At 69.0% G+C, this 16828-nt stretch carries 15 protein-coding genes; 8 read left to right on the forward strand and 7 right to left on the reverse strand.

All coding sequences use genetic code 11. From position 1 onward, the window contains the following. Positions 1-92 precede the first annotated feature (92 nt). From ACWEF2_RS14865 to ACWEF2_RS14875, 3 genes are all read right to left on the reverse strand, one after another. The gene (locus ACWEF2_RS14865) at positions 93-1835 is read right to left on the reverse strand and encodes a SulP family inorganic anion transporter (protein WP_453815412.1); all 1743 of its coding nucleotides are present in this window, start codon (positions 1833-1835) and stop codon (positions 93-95) included. 1050 nt (positions 1836-2885) lie between these two features. Next, positions 2886-3542 carry a response regulator gene (locus ACWEF2_RS14870; protein ID WP_453815414.1) on the reverse strand — a complete coding sequence of 219 codons (657 nt, stop codon included), beginning with the start codon at positions 3540-3542 and terminating at the stop codon, positions 2886-2888. A 5-nt stretch (positions 3543-3547) separates the two neighbouring features. Continuing rightward, positions 3548-4651 (reverse strand): HAMP domain-containing sensor histidine kinase, encoded by a 1104-nt coding sequence (locus ACWEF2_RS14875; RefSeq protein WP_453815416.1) that lies wholly within the window; start codon positions 4649-4651, stop codon positions 3548-3550. Between the two features lie 321 nt (positions 4652-4972). Between ACWEF2_RS14875 and ACWEF2_RS14880 the strand changes: the two genes are divergently transcribed. The 3 genes from ACWEF2_RS14880 to ACWEF2_RS14890 all read left to right on the forward strand — a co-directional run bounded on the left by ACWEF2_RS14880 (position 4973) and on the right by ACWEF2_RS14890 (position 7391). Further along, positions 4973-5245: a hypothetical protein gene (locus tag ACWEF2_RS14880; protein ID WP_453815418.1), complete on the forward strand. Its 273-nt coding sequence runs from the start codon at positions 4973-4975 to the stop codon at positions 5243-5245. 137 nt (positions 5246-5382) lie between these two features. Further along, on the forward strand, positions 5383-5841 hold the full coding sequence (locus ACWEF2_RS14885; protein ID WP_453815420.1) for a CBS domain-containing protein: 459 nt from the start codon (positions 5383-5385) through the stop codon (positions 5839-5841). Between the two features lie 263 nt (positions 5842-6104). Continuing rightward, complete coding sequence (locus tag ACWEF2_RS14890) at positions 6105-7391, forward strand: ArsB/NhaD family transporter (protein ID WP_453815422.1); 1287 nt, start codon at positions 6105-6107, stop codon at positions 7389-7391. A gap of 191 nt (positions 7392-7582) precedes the next feature. Here ACWEF2_RS14890 and ACWEF2_RS14895 read toward each other — a convergent pair whose 3' ends face one another. After that, a complete protein-coding gene (locus tag ACWEF2_RS14895; RefSeq protein ID WP_453815603.1) occupies positions 7583-8407 on the reverse strand; it encodes a helix-turn-helix domain-containing protein in 825 nt (274 codons plus the stop codon). A gap of 289 nt (positions 8408-8696) precedes the next feature. Here ACWEF2_RS14895 and ACWEF2_RS14900 point away from each other — a divergent pair, with 289 nt between their 5' ends. Continuing rightward, positions 8697-9512, forward strand: a complete 816-nt coding sequence (locus tag ACWEF2_RS14900; RefSeq protein WP_453815424.1) for an SAM-dependent methyltransferase — start codon at positions 8697-8699, stop codon at positions 9510-9512. A gap of 81 nt (positions 9513-9593) precedes the next feature. Here ACWEF2_RS14900 and ACWEF2_RS14905 read toward each other — a convergent pair whose 3' ends face one another. Continuing rightward, positions 9594-10991: a YncE family protein gene (locus ACWEF2_RS14905; protein ID WP_453815426.1), complete on the reverse strand. Its 1398-nt coding sequence runs from the start codon at positions 10989-10991 to the stop codon at positions 9594-9596. A gap of 283 nt (positions 10992-11274) precedes the next feature. Further along, positions 11275-11898: a TetR/AcrR family transcriptional regulator gene (locus tag ACWEF2_RS14910; protein ID WP_453815428.1), complete on the reverse strand. Its 624-nt coding sequence runs from the start codon at positions 11896-11898 to the stop codon at positions 11275-11277. A gap of 104 nt (positions 11899-12002) precedes the next feature. Between ACWEF2_RS14910 and ACWEF2_RS14915 the strand changes: the two genes are divergently transcribed. Continuing rightward, complete coding sequence (locus ACWEF2_RS14915) at positions 12003-13202, forward strand: cytochrome P450 (RefSeq protein ID WP_453815432.1); 1200 nt, start codon at positions 12003-12005, stop codon at positions 13200-13202. 61 nt (positions 13203-13263) lie between these two features. Next, on the forward strand, positions 13264-13470 hold the full coding sequence (locus ACWEF2_RS14920) for a ferredoxin (protein WP_453815434.1): 207 nt from the start codon (positions 13264-13266) through the stop codon (positions 13468-13470). A gap of 41 nt (positions 13471-13511) precedes the next feature. On the opposite strand, the gene ACWEF2_RS14925 is transcribed toward ACWEF2_RS14920, so the two are convergent. Then, positions 13512-14282: a TetR/AcrR family transcriptional regulator gene (locus ACWEF2_RS14925; RefSeq protein ID WP_453815436.1), complete on the reverse strand. Its 771-nt coding sequence runs from the start codon at positions 14280-14282 to the stop codon at positions 13512-13514. A 1080-nt stretch (positions 14283-15362) separates the two neighbouring features. On the opposite strand from ACWEF2_RS14925, the gene ACWEF2_RS14930 reads away from it, so the two are divergent. Together ACWEF2_RS14930 and ACWEF2_RS14935 are read left to right on the forward strand one after the other, a co-directional pair. Further along, positions 15363-15560, forward strand: coding sequence for a hypothetical protein (locus ACWEF2_RS14930; RefSeq protein WP_453815438.1), 198 nt, complete (start codon positions 15363-15365; stop codon positions 15558-15560). A 36-nt stretch (positions 15561-15596) separates the two neighbouring features. Further along, positions 15597-16532: a CorA family divalent cation transporter gene (locus tag ACWEF2_RS14935; RefSeq protein WP_453815440.1), complete on the forward strand. Its 936-nt coding sequence runs from the start codon at positions 15597-15599 to the stop codon at positions 16530-16532. Positions 16533-16828 lie beyond the last annotated feature (296 nt).

Raw genomic sequence — 16828 nt, forward strand, 5'->3', positions numbered from 1 at the left:
GACTCAGCACAGACCGCTGTCAGCCACCGCTCAGGGTCGTCCGCGTCGCCGGGACGGGGACGCGGTTCGGCGGGCTCTACGGGGTGAGGGGCTCATGTCCGCCTCCTGAGCCGGGTGGCCTGGGGGTGGGATGAGATGGGGCGCAGGTCGTCGAGCCCGCTGAGGGTGAGGGGAGTGGAGCACTCCTGTGACATGGTGGCCAGTCCGGCCAGGAAGGTGTGGTCGACCACGGCGGCGTCCTTGACGTCGATGACGACCTCGGTGATCTCCACACCACCGTGATCGTCGCCGTCGCTGTGGCCGACGCCGTTGCCGGCCGGGCCGTTCGTGGGATGGACGGTGCCGGGGCCCGCGCCGCCGTTGCCGATGGCGCCGATGCCGACAGGTCCGCCGTTACCGATGCCGCCGCCATTGCCGTTGACACCGTTGCCGTTGACACCGTTGACACCGTTGGCATTGGCGCCGTTGGCGTTGGCACCGTTGATTGCCCGTCGCAGGGGGAGCAGGGCGGTGAAGATCGCGGCGCGGGGGATGCGGACGTGCAGGACGTGCCCGGTCCGGGTGACCTCGGTACGGGGCCGGAGGAGGGCGGGGATGGGGACTCCGCGCAGCAGGTGAAGAACGATCTTGAGGACGAGTCCGGCGGCGACGCCGATGAGCAGGTCGGTGGCCAGGGTGAGGATCAGAGTGGTCAGGAACAGGGCGAGCTGGTCGGGGCCGACCTTCCTGGCGTGGACGAGCTGGCTGGGAGAGGCCAGCCGGGCGCCGGTGTAGACGAGCATGGCTGCCAGCACCGCCAGGGGGATGGCCTGCAGCAGACCGGGGGCCAGCGCGACGAAGAGCAGCAGGAAGGCGCCGTGGAAGAGATTGGACCGGCGGGAGGTGGCGCCGGCGTCGATGTTGGCCTTGCTGCGGACGATCTCGGAGATCATCGGCAGGCCGCCGAGCAGGGAGGAGACGAGGTTGCCGCCACCGAGGGCGAGCAGGTCGCGGTTGAGGTCGGAGGGGCGCCTTCGCGGGGCCATCGCGTCGACCGCGAGGACGGTGAGGGTGGACTCCACGGTGCCGATCAGGGCGAACATCACCACGTACTTCAGCGAGGCGGCGGTGAGGATCATCGAGAAGTCGGGGAAGGCGACGGCGTCGAGCAGGGTGCCGGGCAGCCGGACGAGGTATTCCGGGCCCACGTGGTGGAGTGTGGACAGGAAGCGGTAGTCGTGCGGGGTGTTCAGGCCGAGCCACAGGCCGGCGGGCACGGTCACGGCGAGCACGACCAGCGGGGCGGGTACGGCGCGGGCCCACCGGGCGCGGATCATCGGCAGGCCGAACATGAGCAGCAGGGCGGGGATGCCCAGAAGCAGGATGTGGGGGTTGGCGTTCAGGAGACTGTGCGGGATCTCGGCGAGTAGTCCCAGGGGCTCGTGGGCGTGCGGGGTGACACCCAGCACGACGTGGACCTGTTTGGCGATGATGATGACGCCGATCGCGGCGAGCATGCCGTGCACGACCGAGGGGGACATGGCCACACCGGCGGTGGCGGTGCGGCAGAGGGCGAAGACGATCTGGACGATCGCGGCGAGTGCGCCGACGGCCAGGGTGCGCCGGTAGCCGGCGACGGGGTCACCGGCACCGAGCTCGTGGACGGCGCCCAGCGCGATCACGATCAGGCCGGCGGCCGGACCCTTGATGGTCAGGGGCGCGCTGCCGAGCGGGCTGACCAGCACGCCGCCGATGATCGCGGTCAGCACACCGGCCACCGGCGGGAATCCGCTGGCCAGCGCGATGCCCAGGCAGAGCGGCAGAGCGATGAGGAAGACCAGGAAACCGGACTTCACGTCCGCCCGTGGAAACAGCGAAGAGAAGAACGAACGGGAGGGCGGGGAGGAGGGAGAGGGAGAGGAGGGGAGGGAGTGTCGGCGAGGGGTCGGTGAGTCGTTACCGGTCTGCGGGTGGTGCAGTTCGGACATCGTTACAGTCCTCACAGGGGCGGGGAGGGTCCGCCCCGGCCGATCCAGCCGGGGGGTTCAGCCAGAGCTCCATGCGATCCACGCGCTGCGCCGATCCGGTGTCCGACCGATGACGGAAGTCGTCGACTCGACTACTCCGCCCCCCACCGGGCGGCGCGAAAGCACCAACGTCGAAGAGGCCGGACGAGGCGCTTGCGAGCGATATTGCCGCACCCGTCGAAAGATGGGTCGACAAGAAAAGGGGGAGGGCCGCACCGGTAAACTCCGGCCTCAATCACCGGCCCAGGTGTTGATGTCGCCCAGAAAATGCTTCTCTACGGCGAGAAGTGTTCCCCCTCATGCGAAATCTGTTACGATGACCTCATCGGTTGCACTCGGAAAAAGGGCAGGCCGACGTTACCTCCTCTCCGGTTACGACTCTTGTCATGACACGAGAAAGTCCGCCAACTACATGACGGACTTCACTGAGAGCTCTTCCCGGTTCCACGTTGAGCTGGAGGTCGACAGCCGCGGAACCCTTGACGGGAAGCCGCAGGAAGACGATTAAGGCCCGAGGGACCAAAACCTCTTCCCACTTATAGTTATATGTTAATTATGCCCCAATTCAACACCGGTTCGCCAAATTCATCGAGTGGCGAAAAGGATATTTTCGCTTCCTTTTAGGTAATGAATTCGTCTCTTGGCCGACAAAAGTCGCCGCTCCGGGACAGCAGGCCGGCAGAAAACTCCCTCCAGACCGGACAACGAATTCAGCGGGGGCGACATCTCAATCTCACCGGAGATTTCCCTGCTTTTCACACGCCCCACCGATCGCACCGATGAGGCTTTGGCCCTGTTGATGACAGGTGGAACAAGCCTGGCCGGCCCTTGGCCGCCTGAGCTCGGCCGGCCCGCGCGGCTCACCGAGCCGCCGCCAGGTCAGGGTTCGACCAGCCCGGCACGGATGGCGTAGCGGGTCAGCTCCAGCCGGTCGCGCATGCCGAGTTTGCTCAGGATGTTGGCGCGGTGCCGCTCCACGGTCTTGATGCTGATGAACAGCAGGTCGGCGATGTCCTTGGAGGAGTGCCCTTCGGCGATGAGCTTGACGATCTCCTCCTCCCGCGGGGTGAGGAGGCTGGCGGGCAGGTGTTCGGCGGGATCGTCGCGTTGCAGGTGGTCGCGGATGAGCGCGGTGACCGCGCCGGGATACAGGAAGGGCTCGCCGCGCATGGCCGCCCGGCAGGCCTCCAGCAGGTCCCGGTCGGCGACGGACTTGAGGACGTACCCGCAGGCGCCGGCTCTGAGGGATTCGAACAGGTACTGCTCGTTGTCGTACATCGACAGCATCAGCAGGCGGATCTCGGGCGCGCGTCGGGAGATCTCCCGCGCGGCCTGGATGCCGGTCATGCGGGGCATGGCGATGTCGAGGATGGCGAGGTCGATGTCGTGGCCGGCGGCCAGATCGACGGCCTCGGCGCCGTTGGCCGCCTCGGCGACGACGGTCAGGTCGGGCTCGGCGTCCAGGATCAGCCGGAGCCCGTGGCGGACCAGCGCGTGGTCGTCGGCGAGCAGGATCCGGGTCGGAGGTGCTTGCATCCTGATCACTCCTGTTCGTGCCGGACCGGTATGGTCAGGCCTATCCGGGTCCCACCCGCCGGCGGGTGGTCGACGGTCAGGCGGGCGCCGATGAGCAGGGCGCGTTCACGCATGCCGCGGATGCCGGCGCCTTCGCGGATCGGGCCGCCCCTGCCGTCGTCGGTGATGGACAGCACCACGGCACCGGGTTTCCCCGTCAAGGACAGTTCGACGCGTGAGGCGTCGGCGTGCCGGGTGATGTTGGTCAGGCCTTCCTGGGCGATGCGGTACAGCACGAGTTCGGCGTCGCCGCTCAACCTCGGCAGCCGCGGGTCGAGGCGGCGTGTCACCGGCACGTCGCTGATCTGGGAGAAGTCGGTGACCAGGGCGTTCATGGCGCTGATCAGGCCGAGGTCCTCCAGTACGCCGGGACGGAGCCTCCGGGCGACCTGACGCACCTCGTCCAGGCTGGAGCGAACGGTCTCGGAGATGGTGTGGAGTTCCCCGCGCAGCTCGGCCGGCGCGCGGTCGGTGGCTCGTTTCAGGCCGAGCAGCACCACGGTGAGGCTCTGGCCGATCTCGTCGTGCAGTTCGCGGGCGATGCGCTGCCGCTCACCCTCCTGGGCGGCCAGCGCGTGCGCGGTGGCCGTGGTGCGTTCGGCCTCCAACCGGTCGAGCATCGCGTTGAAGGCGTCGATGAGGTGGGTGAGGTCGCCGTTGCCGTTGTCGGTGAGGCGATCGCTCGGCCCCAGCAGGTCCACCCGCTGCATGAGCGCGGTGAGCGCCTCCAACGGGGCCAGGCTGGTGCGCAACAGCAGCGCGTTGGCGGTGAGGATCAGCGCCAGCCCGACCGCCAGGACCGGCACCTCGGTGAGCAGGACCGGTGAGGACACTGTGGCGGGCGAGATCGCGAGGACGAGCGTGCCGACGGTGAAGACCAGGCCGTTGATCGCGAACAGCCTCCTGAACAGCGCCCGCGCGGGTGTCCTGCGGGAGTGGGAGGCGTCCGGCGGCGTGGACGGTGCCACGGACGGCGGCGCATCCGGCGGTGTGGAGGACGCGTCCGGTGCCGTACCGGACGCGCCGGACGCGCCGGACCTGCCCGGGTGGTGCTCAGCACGGTCGCTCATGTCTCCAGCCTCACTGCGGCCGGGCCGTCTGTCCATGCGCGGTGCCCCCCATAAAGCCACACCTCCTCCCATTCCCACCTGGTCCTTCTACATGTCGTCCCCGGCCGTAGATGGGTGTCGGCCCCGATGGTCTGACCGCCCGGCGCCCCCCAGACTTGGAGGCACGGGTACGCGACCCGGTCCGCCACTGCCCGGCCGAGGACTCTCCGCCGCCCGCCACGACCGCCGCGGTGAAGGCCGTGGCCCGCCGCCACGTCGCCGGGCGCGACCTGGCGGAGTTGTCCGTACCGCCCGTCCCACCCACGCGAACGGAGGATCGAGGTGGACATCACCCACACCACCGTCCCCGGTACCGGCACCCTGCACCATTTCAAGACCCGCAGCGGGCACCGGTTCTGCGTGCTGGTGGACGACGCCGACCGCCTCTCCCTGCTGGTCTACGGCTCCGCCGACCCCGACGTGCCCGCGCACCGCGTCGTCATGGAGCGTGACGAGGCCGACCAGGTCGCCGGGTTCCTCCAGGCGCGGCCCCTCGCCGACCGGGTCGCCGACCTCGAACACCGACTCGCCGCACTCACCGAAGGGGCGCCATGAGCAGAATAGACAGAGACGAACACCTTTTTCAGAGGGCTCGGGAACGATACGTCCGTGTGCCGTCCGCGCACTTTCCGGACGTGAAACGCCACTGCCCGGGATCGGGCCGCACTCGCAAGACCCAGAGGGACGGTGTCATGCAGGCACGCGATATCGCCGTGAAGCTGCCGACGGTGACGGTCCACGACCCGGTCACCAGAGCGGTGCGAGTGATGACGCTGGCCCGTCTGCCGGGACTGATCGTCGTCGACGACGAGTCTCGGCCCAGGATGGTGTTGCCCGGCACCCAGGTGCTCCGCATGACGGTCCCCACCGCCTACCAGGAGGACCCGGCGCTCACCCGGACCGTCGACGAGGCGCATGCCGACCTTTTCTGGCAGGAGCAGGGCGACCTGACGGTGGGCGACTGCCTGCCGCGCCAGCCCGTCAAGCCCGCCACGGTGGCCCTCGACGCGACGCTGCTGGAGGTGGCGGCCCTCATGGCACGGCTGCGCAGCCCCCTGGTGGCGGTGGTCGACCGCACGGGGGTCCTGATCGGGACGATCACCCTGGAGCGCCTGCTCACCAGCCTGGCCCTCTCCGGCTCCGGCGACTGACCCGGACGGGCGCCCTCGGCGCCCTCAGTCCGGGGCGTCCCGCCTCGCCCTGGCCGGGACCTTCCGCGTCCCGCCCGCCGTACACCATCCCGGTCCTGTTCCGCGCGCCTTGAAGCTCAGCACGCGCGCACACCGTTCGGAGGCTTTCCCATGCACGACTTCCGGCGACGCCTTGCGGGCATGCCCCGGCTCTCGACACCATCCCGCCGGGTCCGGCCCGGCGCCTCGGCCGGGATCCAGACCGGACCGCCGGGGCGTACCCGATGAGTGCCGTCGTCGCGCTCGCCGTTTTCGTGGTGGCGTTCTTCTACATCGCCACCGAGAAGGCGAACAAGGTCAAGGTGGTGCTCATCGCCGCCGGAGCCATGGCGGTGCTCGGTTTGATCCCCGGCTCCGAGGTGTTCTTCTCCGAACACGAGGGCGTCGACTGGAATGTGATCTTCCTGCTGCTCGGCATGATGATCATTGTTGGGGTCCTCAAGCAGACGGGAGTCTTCGACTACCTCGCCATCTGGGCCGCCAAGAAGTCCCGGGGCCGGCCGTACCGGCTGATGGTGATGCTGATGGTCATCACCGCCATCGCCTCCCCGTTCCTGGACAACGTCACCACGATCATGCTCGTCGCCCCGGTCACCATCGTCGTGTGCAACCGGCTGGGCATCCCCGCCCAGCCCTACCTCATCGCCGAGGTCCTGGCCTCCAACATCGGCGGCGCGGCCACGCTCATCGGCGACCCGCCCAACATCATCATCGGCAGCCGGGCCGGGCTGACGTTCAACGACTTCCTCATCCACATGGCGCCGATCGCCGTGGTGACCTTCGCGGCGTTCGTGCTGCTGACCCGCGTGCTGTTCCGCAGGTCGTTCCGCTACAACCCCGACCGTGTGGCCGCGGTGATGGCACTCCAGGAACGGCGCGCCATCACCGACCCGCGCCTGCTGGCACGCTGCCTGGCCGTACTCGGTCTCGTCGTCGTCGGCTTCGGGCTGCACGCCGTCCTCCACGTCGAACCGTCGATCGTCGCGCTGGTCGGCGCCGGGGTGATGGTCCTGGTGTCGGGCACCGACGTCTCCGAAACCCTGCGCGAGGTCGAGTGGCCGACCCTGGTGTTCTTCATCGGACTGTTCGTCATGGTCGCCGGGCTGGTGCACACCGGTGTCATCTCCACCGTGGGCGACTGGGCGATCGGCGCGGTGGGCGACAACTTCTTCGGCGCGGCGACCGCACTGCTGTTCGGCTCCGCCGCGCTGGGCGCATTCTTCGACAACATCCCCTACGTCGCCACCATGACGCCCATCGTCGAGGGGCTCGTGGTCCAGGCCCCCGACCCGGCCACCGGCCAGGCGCTGTGGTGGGCCTTCGCGCTGGGAGCCGACTTCGGAGGCAACGGCACCGCGGTCGCCGCCAGCGCCAACGTCGTGGCCATCGGCATCGCCGCCCGCTCCGGCCACCCCATCTCCTTCTGGCAGTTCACCAGGTACGGCATCCTCGTCACGGCACTCAGCTCGCTGATGGCCTGGATCTACGTGTGGCTGCGCTACTTCACCTGATGCGAGCACGGTACGGCGATGAGTCCGCCGCGGACGGCGCCGGCGGAGTCGCCGTCCAGTGCTCCGGCGCGGGCGCCTCGGGAGTGGACGAGGTACGCGCGGCGGCCCCGGCGGCACTCGCGACCTGTACCGAGGTACGGGCTCACCGTCGAGACGGGGTGCCGGCGAGAAGAGGAACGGTCCCCTACGGCTCAGGTCTCCGCGAGGATCCGGCGGAGCGTCTCGGCCGTCGCGCGCGGCTGCTCGGCCTCGATGTAGAGGCGGTTCATGACATGCCAGTAGCGCTCGGTCTCGGTGGTCTTGTCGAGGTAGAGCGAACTGGCGAGCTGTTCGAGATAGACCACGTCGGGGAGCTCTCCCTGGGGAAAGCGCAGGATGGTGATGGGCCCGGCGGCGCCCGGGTGGCCACCGGCGCAGAACGGCATGATCTGAATGGTGACGTGGGGAAGCTCGGCGAGCTCGATGAGATGCTCGATCTGGGCGCGCATCGTCGCGACACCACCGATGAGACGGCGCAGCGCGGCCTCGTCGATCACGATCCACAGCTTGGGGGGATCGGCCCGGTGGAGCAGCCGCTGACGCCGCATGCGCAGCGCGACCCGGCGCTCGATCTGCTCCTCGGTGGAGTCGCCGGGGCCGAGCCGGATGACGGCGCGGGCGTAGTCCTCGGTCTGCAGCAGACCTGGAACGAACTGGACCTCGTAGCCTCGGATGACGCAGGCGGCCTGTTCGAGCCCGAGGTAGGCGTCGAACCAGGCGGGCACCACGTCGCCGTAGGTGTGCCACCAGCCCGGCATCCCCGCCTGCTCGGCCAGCGAGAGCAGGGTGGCGCGCTCGCCGTCGTCGGTGACGCCGTACAGGGTGAGGAGATCGGCGACATCACGCCTTTTGAAGCCGGTACGGCCCAGCTCCAATCTACTGATCTTGGAGTGCGAGGCCCGGATCGAATTCCCTGCGTCCTCCCGGGTGATGCCCCTGGCCTCGCGGAGCCGGCGCAGTTCCGCGCCCACCAGCATCCGCGACACCGTGGGGCCCGCGTACCGATGATCCAGGGTGAGGGACTCGTCCAGTCCGCCTACGGTCGTCCGAACAGTGCGCAAGCTCGCTCCCTATGCAGCAAACCGACACAGCAAACCACCAAAGTGTGTCGGGATTCAACCCTTACAGGTCAGTAGGGTCCCGCGCGACGGGATAGGCAGGTATGACGATGAGTTCATTATCATTTCGGTGGATCTCACCGGAGACGTAACCGTACCGAGGCGGTGAAACCCGGCGAGCAGCAGGTACGGAGACCGAGGAGAGCCCGTGGACAGCACGCCGAACGCCCCCGAGTCGAGCAGGCTGAACCCCGATGTCGCGCACAATGCCAGGGTCTGGAACTACTGGCTTGGAGGTAAGGACCACTATCCCGTGGACCGCGAGATCGGTGAGCGGATTTTCGGAATGTTCCCGAACATCGTCCACGTGGCCCGCGCCGACCGCGCGTTCCTGGGCCGTACGGTCCGCTATCTCGCGGACGAGGCGGGGATCCGGCAGTTCCTGGACATCGGCACCGGCCTGCCCAGCGTGGACAACACCCACGAGGTCGCCCAGCGGGTGGCCCCCCAGGCGCGGATCGTCTACGTCGACAACGACCCCCTCGTGCTGGTGCACGCCCGCGCCCTGCTCACCAGCACACCCGAGGGAGCCACCGACTACATCGACTCCGACGCCCGCGACGTGGACAAGGTCCTGCGAGCCGCCGCGGAGACGCTGGACCTTGACCGGCCCGTGGCGGTCATGCTGCTGGGCATCCTGAACTTCGTCCTCGACACCGAGGAGGCTCGGGAGATCGTGAGGCGGCTGATGGAGGCCATGCCCTCCGGCAGCTATCTGGCGCTCACCCATCCCACCCTGGAACTCGGCGGTGAGGCGAACGTCGAGGCGATGCGGTTCTGGAACGAGCACGCCACTCCCCCGATCACCGCCCGCAGCCGCGAGGAGGTCACCGGTTTCTTCGACGGCCTGGAGCTGCTGGAGCCGGGGATCGTGTCGTGTTCGCGCTGGCGGTCCGAGTTCGCCGACATCGGTGAGGCGCCCGCGGAGGTGGCCCAGTTCGGTGCGGTCGCGCGCAAGCCGTGACGCGGAACTGAGAACGGCGGCCGGGTGGCCTCCGCCCGCCCGCTCGCCCGGTGGTCGGGTGAGCGGGTGGTCGGGCCCGGCTTACCGGAAGATCCCCGTGTGGCCGAGCGAGTAGCGTCCCGGCTGGGGGTAGACGGCCAGGCCGTGGGGGCCGGCGCCGACTTTGATCTTACGGATGAGACGGCCCTTGCCCGTGTCGAACACGTAGACCACACCGTCGTAGCGCCCGGACAGCCAGAGGCGACGGCCGTCGGCGGACACCCCGCCCATGTCCGGCGAGCCGCCGCCGGGGATGCGCCAGGTCGCGACAGGCCGCCGACGGGCGAAGGAGACGACCGAGACGGATCCGGCACCGCGGTTGGACACGTACAGCATCCGCGAATCACGGCTGACGTAGAGCCCGTGGGCGCCCGCGCCGGTCCTGATGAAGTCCTTGACGCGGAGCTTCGCGGCGTCGACGAGCCACACGCCACCCCGTGCCATGTCGGCGACGTAGAAGACGGTGCCGTCCGGGGAGAGCTTGACGTCCTGCGGCATGCTGTCGTACTGCGACGTTCCATGTCGCATGTCGCCGTGCTCCGTCATCCCATGTCGCATGTCGCCGTGCTCCGCCACCGCATGCCGCGTGTCGGCATGACCCCGCTCGGCATGACCGGTCTCGGTGTGGCGCGTGCCGCCGTGCCTCGCCACCCCGTGCCGTACGTCGTCGGGGCGCACGCCACCGTGGGGAATCGCACCGCCGTGTGAAATCACTCCGCCGCGTGGAATCCTCCGATGCGAGAGGTCGATGACGGCGCGGACCTTCCTGGCTGCCACGTCGATGGCCACCAGCTGGCCGGAGAACTCGCAGCTGGCCAGGAAGACGGTCTCGTCGGCGGTGAAGTCCCCATGGTTGATCCCCCGGCACGGCATGTTCAGCGAGTGCCTCAGGCGCATGGTGTGCGGGTCGCGGAAATCGAGCCGGTTGTTCCGCTCGGCCATCACCAGGGCGGTGCGGCCGTCCGGGGTGAAGTACAGGTTGTAGGGGTCGTCGACGGCCACGGCCTTCCCCGGCCTGCCGGTCACGGGGTCGATCGGGATCAGCGTGTTCCCGTCGTTGTTGTTGACCCACAGCGTCTTCAGGTCCCACGACGGGACCACGTGCTGCGGCCGTCCGTGGACGGGAAACTCCCGGATGACCCGGTAGGTGCGGGGATCGATCACCGAGACGGTGTCGCTCTCGCTGTTCGGCACGTAGACCCGCGCCGGGAATCTCGCCACGACCGGGCTGAGCATGCCCGGCCGATCGTGGGCGTAGACGTCCACCGGCGCGGACCTCTCCTGCCCGGTCGGGCTGGGAGAGGCGACGGCGGGGCCCGCGGGGACGACGGTGTCGTTCCGCGGCGGTGAGGTGCCGCAACCGGACAGGGCGCACACCGCCGAGGTGATCACGGCGGCGGTCGCCATCGGCCGCCGCCGTCTTCCGTCCAGCCACCACATGGCCCGCTCCCTCGATCCGCCCCGGCTCTCGCGGCCGGCTACCGAAAAGGTAGGGGCAGGCGGGTCAGGGAATACTCAACCCACGGTTAGCCTCGTGCTTGCCTTTCCTCTGCACGGCCCCCGTTCGGGCGCCCGGGGTGGCCCGGACGAGCCCGAGCGGCCCAGGTGGGTGTTCGAGTGCTCAGAGGTGCCCCGGGCGAGCGTTCATGTGCCCGGGGTGCCCCGGGTGAGTCCGGACGGCCAGGTGGGCGTTCGGGTGCTCCGGACGGCTCGGACGACCGGTTCAGGACGGCGGCGTGCTGATCGCGCGCAGTCCCGCCAGGGCCATCTCCGCCGCCCGGCGGCAGGCCGCCATCACCTCCGCGGGCGGGGCGCCGCGGTTCAGCCGGATGAACCCGGCCAGTTTGACCGCGCCGACCACCCCGCCCACGGCCGCCGCCGCCTCGACGAGATCCAGCTCGTCGGGACACGCCCGGTGCAGGGCTTCGGCCATCTCCCGCTGGGTATCGAAGAGGAGCAGCAGCGCGTGCGCCCGGAGGGAGGGGACGGTCATGATCAGATGGTTGACCGACGCGATCTCCCACTCGATCTCGGCGTCCGCCGAGACGACGTCGAAGACGGTGCCGACCGCCCGGGCCAGGAGGTCCGCGGCGCTCTCGCCGCTCCGGCGCTCGGCGACCGTGCGCAGCACACGGCCGAGGTTCTCCCGGGAGTTGAAAAGGAGGACCTCCTCCTTGCTGGCGAAGTAACTGAAGAACGTCCGGGTCGAGACGTCGGCCGTCATGGCGATCTCCGAGACGGTCGTCTGCTCGTACCCCTTCTCCATGAAGAGGCGTAGTGCCGCCGCGGTCAGGGCACGACGGGTGCGAAGCTTCTTGCGTTCGCGCAGTCCCGGAACCTCACCCATGCGGGCAGCTTAGTGCAAGGATTTAACTATGCACCTGTTGCAAGTTTGCATTTCATGTAGTCTTCTGGGCGGTGACGGAGCACATCGCCGCCGAGGAGCATGAGATGTCAGAGTTCCGGACCGGGCCGATCACCTTTCCCGTCGACCGTTCCGACCCGTTCGACCCGCCCGAGCGGCTGCGTTCGCTGCGGCGGGAGCGGCCCGTCGCGCCCATGGCCTACCCCGACGGTCGCGTGGGGTGGCTGGTGACCGGCTACTCGGCGGCGCGGTCCGTCCTGACCGACCCGCGTTTCAGCTCCCGGCGCGAACTGCTGTGCCCTCCGATCGACTATCCGGTGGCGCATGAGGCGCGCCACCCGGCCGATCCCGGCCAGTTCGTCCGCATGGACCCGCCGGAGCACACCCACTACCGGAAGCTGCTCACCGCGCAGTTCACGGTGCGCCGGATGAAACAGCTGGAGCCCAGGATCCAGGAGATCACCGGTGAACGGCTGGCGGCGATGGCGAAGGCCGGCCCTCCCCAGGACCTGGTGCGGGAGTTCGCGCTGCCCATCCCCTCGCTGGTCATATGCGAGCTGCTCGGCGTCCCCTACGCCGACCGTGAGGAGTTCCAGCACGCCACGGCGGTGTTCCTCAACCGGGAGTCCTCCGTGGAGGAGATACGGGCGGCGCTCGACGGGGTGACCGGGTTCTTCGCCGGGCTCATCGCCCGCAAGCGGGCCGAGCCGACCGACGACCTGTTCACCGGGTTGATCACAAACGGCGAGCTGAACGACGAGGAGCTGACCAACATCGGGTTCATCCTGCTCGCCGCCGGGCACGAGACGACCGCGAACATGCTCGGGTTCGGCACGTTCGCCCTGCTGCGGCACCCCGCGCAGCTCGCCGCGCTGCGCGCGGACCCCTCCCTGATCGACAACGCGGTCGAAGAGCTGATGCGCTATCTCAGCATCGTCCACGTCGGCCCGATACGCGCCGCCCTGGAGGACGTCGAGCTGGAGGGAGAGCCGATCAGGGCCGGTGACGTGGTGACCGTCTCCCTTCCCGCGGCCAACCGCGACCCCGGGCGCTTCCCCGACCCCGAGCGCCTCGACATCACCCGCCCGCCCGGCGGCCACCTGAGCTTTGGGCACGGGGTGCACCAGTGCCTCGGGCAGCAGCTCGCCCGGGCGGAGATGCGCCTCGCCTTCCCCATGCTGTTCGATCGGTTCCCCGGGCTGCGCCTCGCCGTACCGGCCGAGGAGGTGCCGATGCGAGACACCATGTCCATCTACGGCGTGCACGCGCTCCCGGTCGGCTGGTAGGAGGCGGCCAGGAGGAGGCGTGCGTGATCAAGGGTCCGAGTTTCCCGTCCGGAGGGATCGAATGAGAATCCAGACCGACACGGAGCGGTGCGTCGGCGCGGGCATGTGCGCGCTCACGGCTCCCGAGGTGTTCGACCAGAGCGAGGAGGACGGCACCGTCGTCCTCCTCGACGCCGAGCCGCCGCCCGAGCGGCACGCAGCGGTCAGGCAGGCCGAACGGCTCTGCCCTTCGGGCGCCGTCTCGATCCTGCGCCCGGCCGGGCCGTGACCGGCCCCTCGCCGTTCTCCCGGTTCTCCTGAACGGGACGCCTACGGCTGCCGCCTTCTCGTGATCAGGCCCGCGATGCCGTCCAGGATGCGCTCCAGGCCGAAGGCGAAGGCCCGCTCGGGGTCGGAGGCCGCGTCGTACTCCTGACCGGCCGCCTGCCCGACACGGGCGGAGACGGGGAACCGCACGGCGTCCATGACCTTGTCGAGCAGCGGCGCGTTGACCGTCCACCACTCGGCGTCGGTCATTCCGGTCTCGCGCTGGATCTGCTCCACGCTCGCCTTGGCCCTGGCCGCCCCCTCGACGTGGGTCAGGATCAGCGTGAGGACGGAGTCCATCTCCACATCGGAGAGCCCGACGCCGTCCAGAGGGCGCAGCTCGGCCTCGTACTTGAGCGAGGCGTTCGGCCCCAGGACCGGCCGGGCGCCGACGACGTGCAGCAGCCAGGGGTGCCGCCGGTAGAGCTCCCAGTTGCGCGCGGCGACGAACTCCAGCGCCTCCCGCCAGCCGCCGGGCTGCGAGGACGGCACGTCCACGTCGTCGTAGAGCTGCCCGTACGCGGTGTCGACCATGAGATCGACCAGCTCGGCCTTGCCCGGCACGTGGGTGTAGAGCGACATGGTGCCCACTCTCAGCCGCTCGGCGACCCGGCGCATGGAGACGGCCTCCAGGCCCTCGGCGTCGGCCAGCTCGATGGCGGTGGCGACGATCGACCGAATGGTCAGCCCCGATCTGCCGGGTTTGCCGTGCGAGCCCCACAGCAGCGCCAGGCTCCGAGCCGGATCGGCGGCGGCACCCTTCCGTCCGCTCATGTTCCTCCACCCACGGGACCAGCCTCCAGACCTTGTGGCGTCACTCCCATCATAGTCATTCCGTACATCGTACGGTACAACATACGAAAGCGAACGGAACCACCCGGGCGGCCCGCGGGGCCGAGCCACGCGAAACAGCCTTGACCCTTCACGCCGCGACAGCGGCCCCCACGACCGGTCAGGCGGCGGACGCCGGGCCGCCTCCCCCTCCGCGAGCCGATCGACGGCATCCGCGATCGGCTCGGCCGACTCGGGGGCGCCCACCGGGCACCGCTTTTCCACCCTGAAATGCGAACCGAACTCCCAGTTCATCACCGATATAACCGATCGGCCAATCAACACCCGGGCATTCATCGACCACACCTGGACATTGCCAAAGATGAGAGATCATCAAAATGTCCGACTCAACCGATCCGGCTGCGGATAGGGTGACTTCCTGGCGCCCGGCGGCTCCGACCGCAGCTCAGCGGGCCAGCGAGGGGGCGGCCACGAGGGGGAGGTCAATAACGCATATAGTTGTGTAAATACGCGAGTAAAGGTTAGCCTCGGGAGGCTCCAGGAGGAGCATTCCCTCAGGGCGCCATTAAACGAGGAGGCGAGAGATGGACTGCAGTAGTCCGGGCCGCAGTCGGCCCCACATCCGGTTGATCTTGCTTCCCTTCCGCACGCCGTAACACCGCGACGCCGCTTTCGCGTGCGGAGCCGCGCACCCGCGCACATCATCCTCTCGCGGAGGCCGATGACGCCCGCCATATCGGGCTGAGGTCCTCTCCGCAACCGCGGGCCGCCCGGTGTCCTCCTCCCGATCAAGGAAGTCTCGCCATGCCCTCCTCATGGTTTCCGCCCCCGGGCACCCGCCGGTACCGCGCGCACTTCAGACAGTCGGCCCCGCCGCTCTAGCAGGCGCCTCAGCTCCACCCGGCACCCGACGGCCCGTGAGGCCGCCGGCCCACCGGCGCCACAGGCGCGGGCCGGGCCGATTCGGCGGCCGGGTGCGCGCACGCCCGCCGGTGACACACCCCTGCGGGAACCACCGCCCGGCTGCCGAAGACGGCCGTATAACCACCCCAAGGAGCCGCTATGACCACGCTCACCCCGAACGCCGCACGGAAGGCCCGGTTGAAGCGCCCCAACCTGGAGCGCCAGGCGATCCTGTTCACCATCGGCCTTTACCTGTTCATCTGCACCGGACTGCTCGTCGTGCATTACGGAGCACCCGAGACACCCGCGAAGGACACCGGCAGCTCGTCGATCTCCCCGTTCAACCCCGGGCACTGAACCGCATCCGCCAAGGAGACACAAGGAGACATCAGCATGCGGAACCGGACAGCCGCCGTCGGTTACAACCCGGCCGACCTGAGACGCCTCTGGGCCCAGGTGCCCGCGGACGACGCCGTGGAGGCGGCCAGGATCTGCGAGGCCACGGGCGTCGACTTCACCACCGGTGCGGGCCGGGTGTGGGAGACCGACGAGTTCGTCTATCTCCCCGTCGTGCTCAACGTGCGTGACGGCGACACACTCAAGCGGGAGGCCGTGGCGTTCGCCCTCGGCTGTCACCTGCTCGTCACACTGCAGCCCAGCATCCACTTCCCCCCGTTCGACAAGGCGCTCACCCGGATGCGCCGCACGCCCCACCTGGCCGACAGCCCCCACGGCGTCATGTACGCGCTGCTGTATGCGCTCAACGAGGCGTCCGAGTGGGTCATCGACCACGCCAGCGACGCCCTGGAGGCCATGAACGACGAGATCGCCATGGCGACCAGCGGCTACACCGCGCGCGGCAGGGAGATCGGCGTCAGCGACATGCAGGACGCCATCGCCCGGATGAACGAGGCCGAGGAGATCGTCTCGCGTTCGCAGGAGACCCAGCTGCTGCTGGCCCGCGCGGCCCGCCACCTGCGCGCGGAACTGAATGTCGACCAGGTGCAGCTGGCCGGGCTGCTCGACATCCTCATCGCGGACATCGACGGGGTGAAGGAGCACGCCAGCTACGAGCATGACAAGGTGCGCTATCTACAGCAGTCGATCTTGACATCGCTGGACATCAAGCAGAACCAGATCGTCAAGGTGTTCACCATCATCACCGCGGTCTTCCTACCGCCCACGTTGATCGCCACGTTCTATGGCATGAACTTCACCGTCATGCCCGAACTGTCCTGGGAACACGGCTTCCTGATCACAACCCTGATGACGCTGATCGCCGCCTTGATCCCGCTCTGGTACATCAGGCACAAAGGCTGGCTTCGCTGACCCCCGCCCTCCTCCCGGCCACGATCGGGAGCAGGGCGACCCACGGTTCCTCAGACTCGCGACGGATCCCGGAACCGACCGGAGGCGGGCCTCCGAGCCACCTGCCTCCACAGTCCAACCGGGCCGGCAGAGCCCGAACCCCGCCGCCGGCCCGGACGGATCTCCTCGCGTCCCCGAGTTCACGGGAACAGACCGCACCCCTGCCGCGTTGACCCCGTCAGGACTATTCAGTACGGTGTACGGTACATCATACGGAAGAGCGCGGTTCCGCATGGGCGCCTCGCGGGGCCGGGCCG

The sequence above is a fragment of the Streptosporangium sp. NPDC004631 genome (assembly GCF_053601935.1).

Excerpts from the sequence above, each read along its gene's own strand:
- ACWEF2_RS14870 (WP_453815414.1), bottom strand. The coding sequence starts at position 3,542 with ATGCAAGCACCTCCGACCCGGATCCTGCTCGCCGACGACCACGCGCTG.
- ACWEF2_RS14875 (WP_453815416.1), bottom strand. The coding sequence starts at position 4,651 with ATGAGCGACCGTGCTGAGCACCACCCGGGCAGGTCCGGCGCGTCCGGC.
- ACWEF2_RS14885 (WP_453815420.1), top strand. The coding sequence starts at position 5,383 with ATGCAGGCACGCGATATCGCCGTGAAGCTGCCGACGGTGACGGTCCAC.
- ACWEF2_RS14890 (WP_453815422.1), top strand. The coding sequence starts at position 6,105 with ATGAGTGCCGTCGTCGCGCTCGCCGTTTTCGTGGTGGCGTTCTTCTAC.
- ACWEF2_RS14895 (WP_453815603.1), bottom strand. The coding sequence starts at position 8,407 with ATGCTGGTGGGCGCGGAACTGCGCCGGCTCCGCGAGGCCAGGGGCATC.
- ACWEF2_RS14905 (WP_453815426.1), bottom strand. The coding sequence starts at position 10,991 with ATGTGGTGGCTGGACGGAAGACGGCGGCGGCCGATGGCGACCGCCGCC.
- ACWEF2_RS14910 (WP_453815428.1), bottom strand. The coding sequence starts at position 11,898 with ATGGGTGAGGTTCCGGGACTGCGCGAACGCAAGAAGCTTCGCACCCGT.
- ACWEF2_RS14915 (WP_453815432.1), top strand. The coding sequence starts at position 12,003 with ATGTCAGAGTTCCGGACCGGGCCGATCACCTTTCCCGTCGACCGTTCC.
- ACWEF2_RS14920 (WP_453815434.1), top strand. The coding sequence starts at position 13,264 with ATGAGAATCCAGACCGACACGGAGCGGTGCGTCGGCGCGGGCATGTGC.
- ACWEF2_RS14925 (WP_453815436.1), bottom strand. The coding sequence starts at position 14,282 with ATGAGCGGACGGAAGGGTGCCGCCGCCGATCCGGCTCGGAGCCTGGCG.
- ACWEF2_RS14930 (WP_453815438.1), top strand. The coding sequence starts at position 15,363 with ATGACCACGCTCACCCCGAACGCCGCACGGAAGGCCCGGTTGAAGCGC.
- ACWEF2_RS14935 (WP_453815440.1), top strand. The coding sequence starts at position 15,597 with ATGCGGAACCGGACAGCCGCCGTCGGTTACAACCCGGCCGACCTGAGA.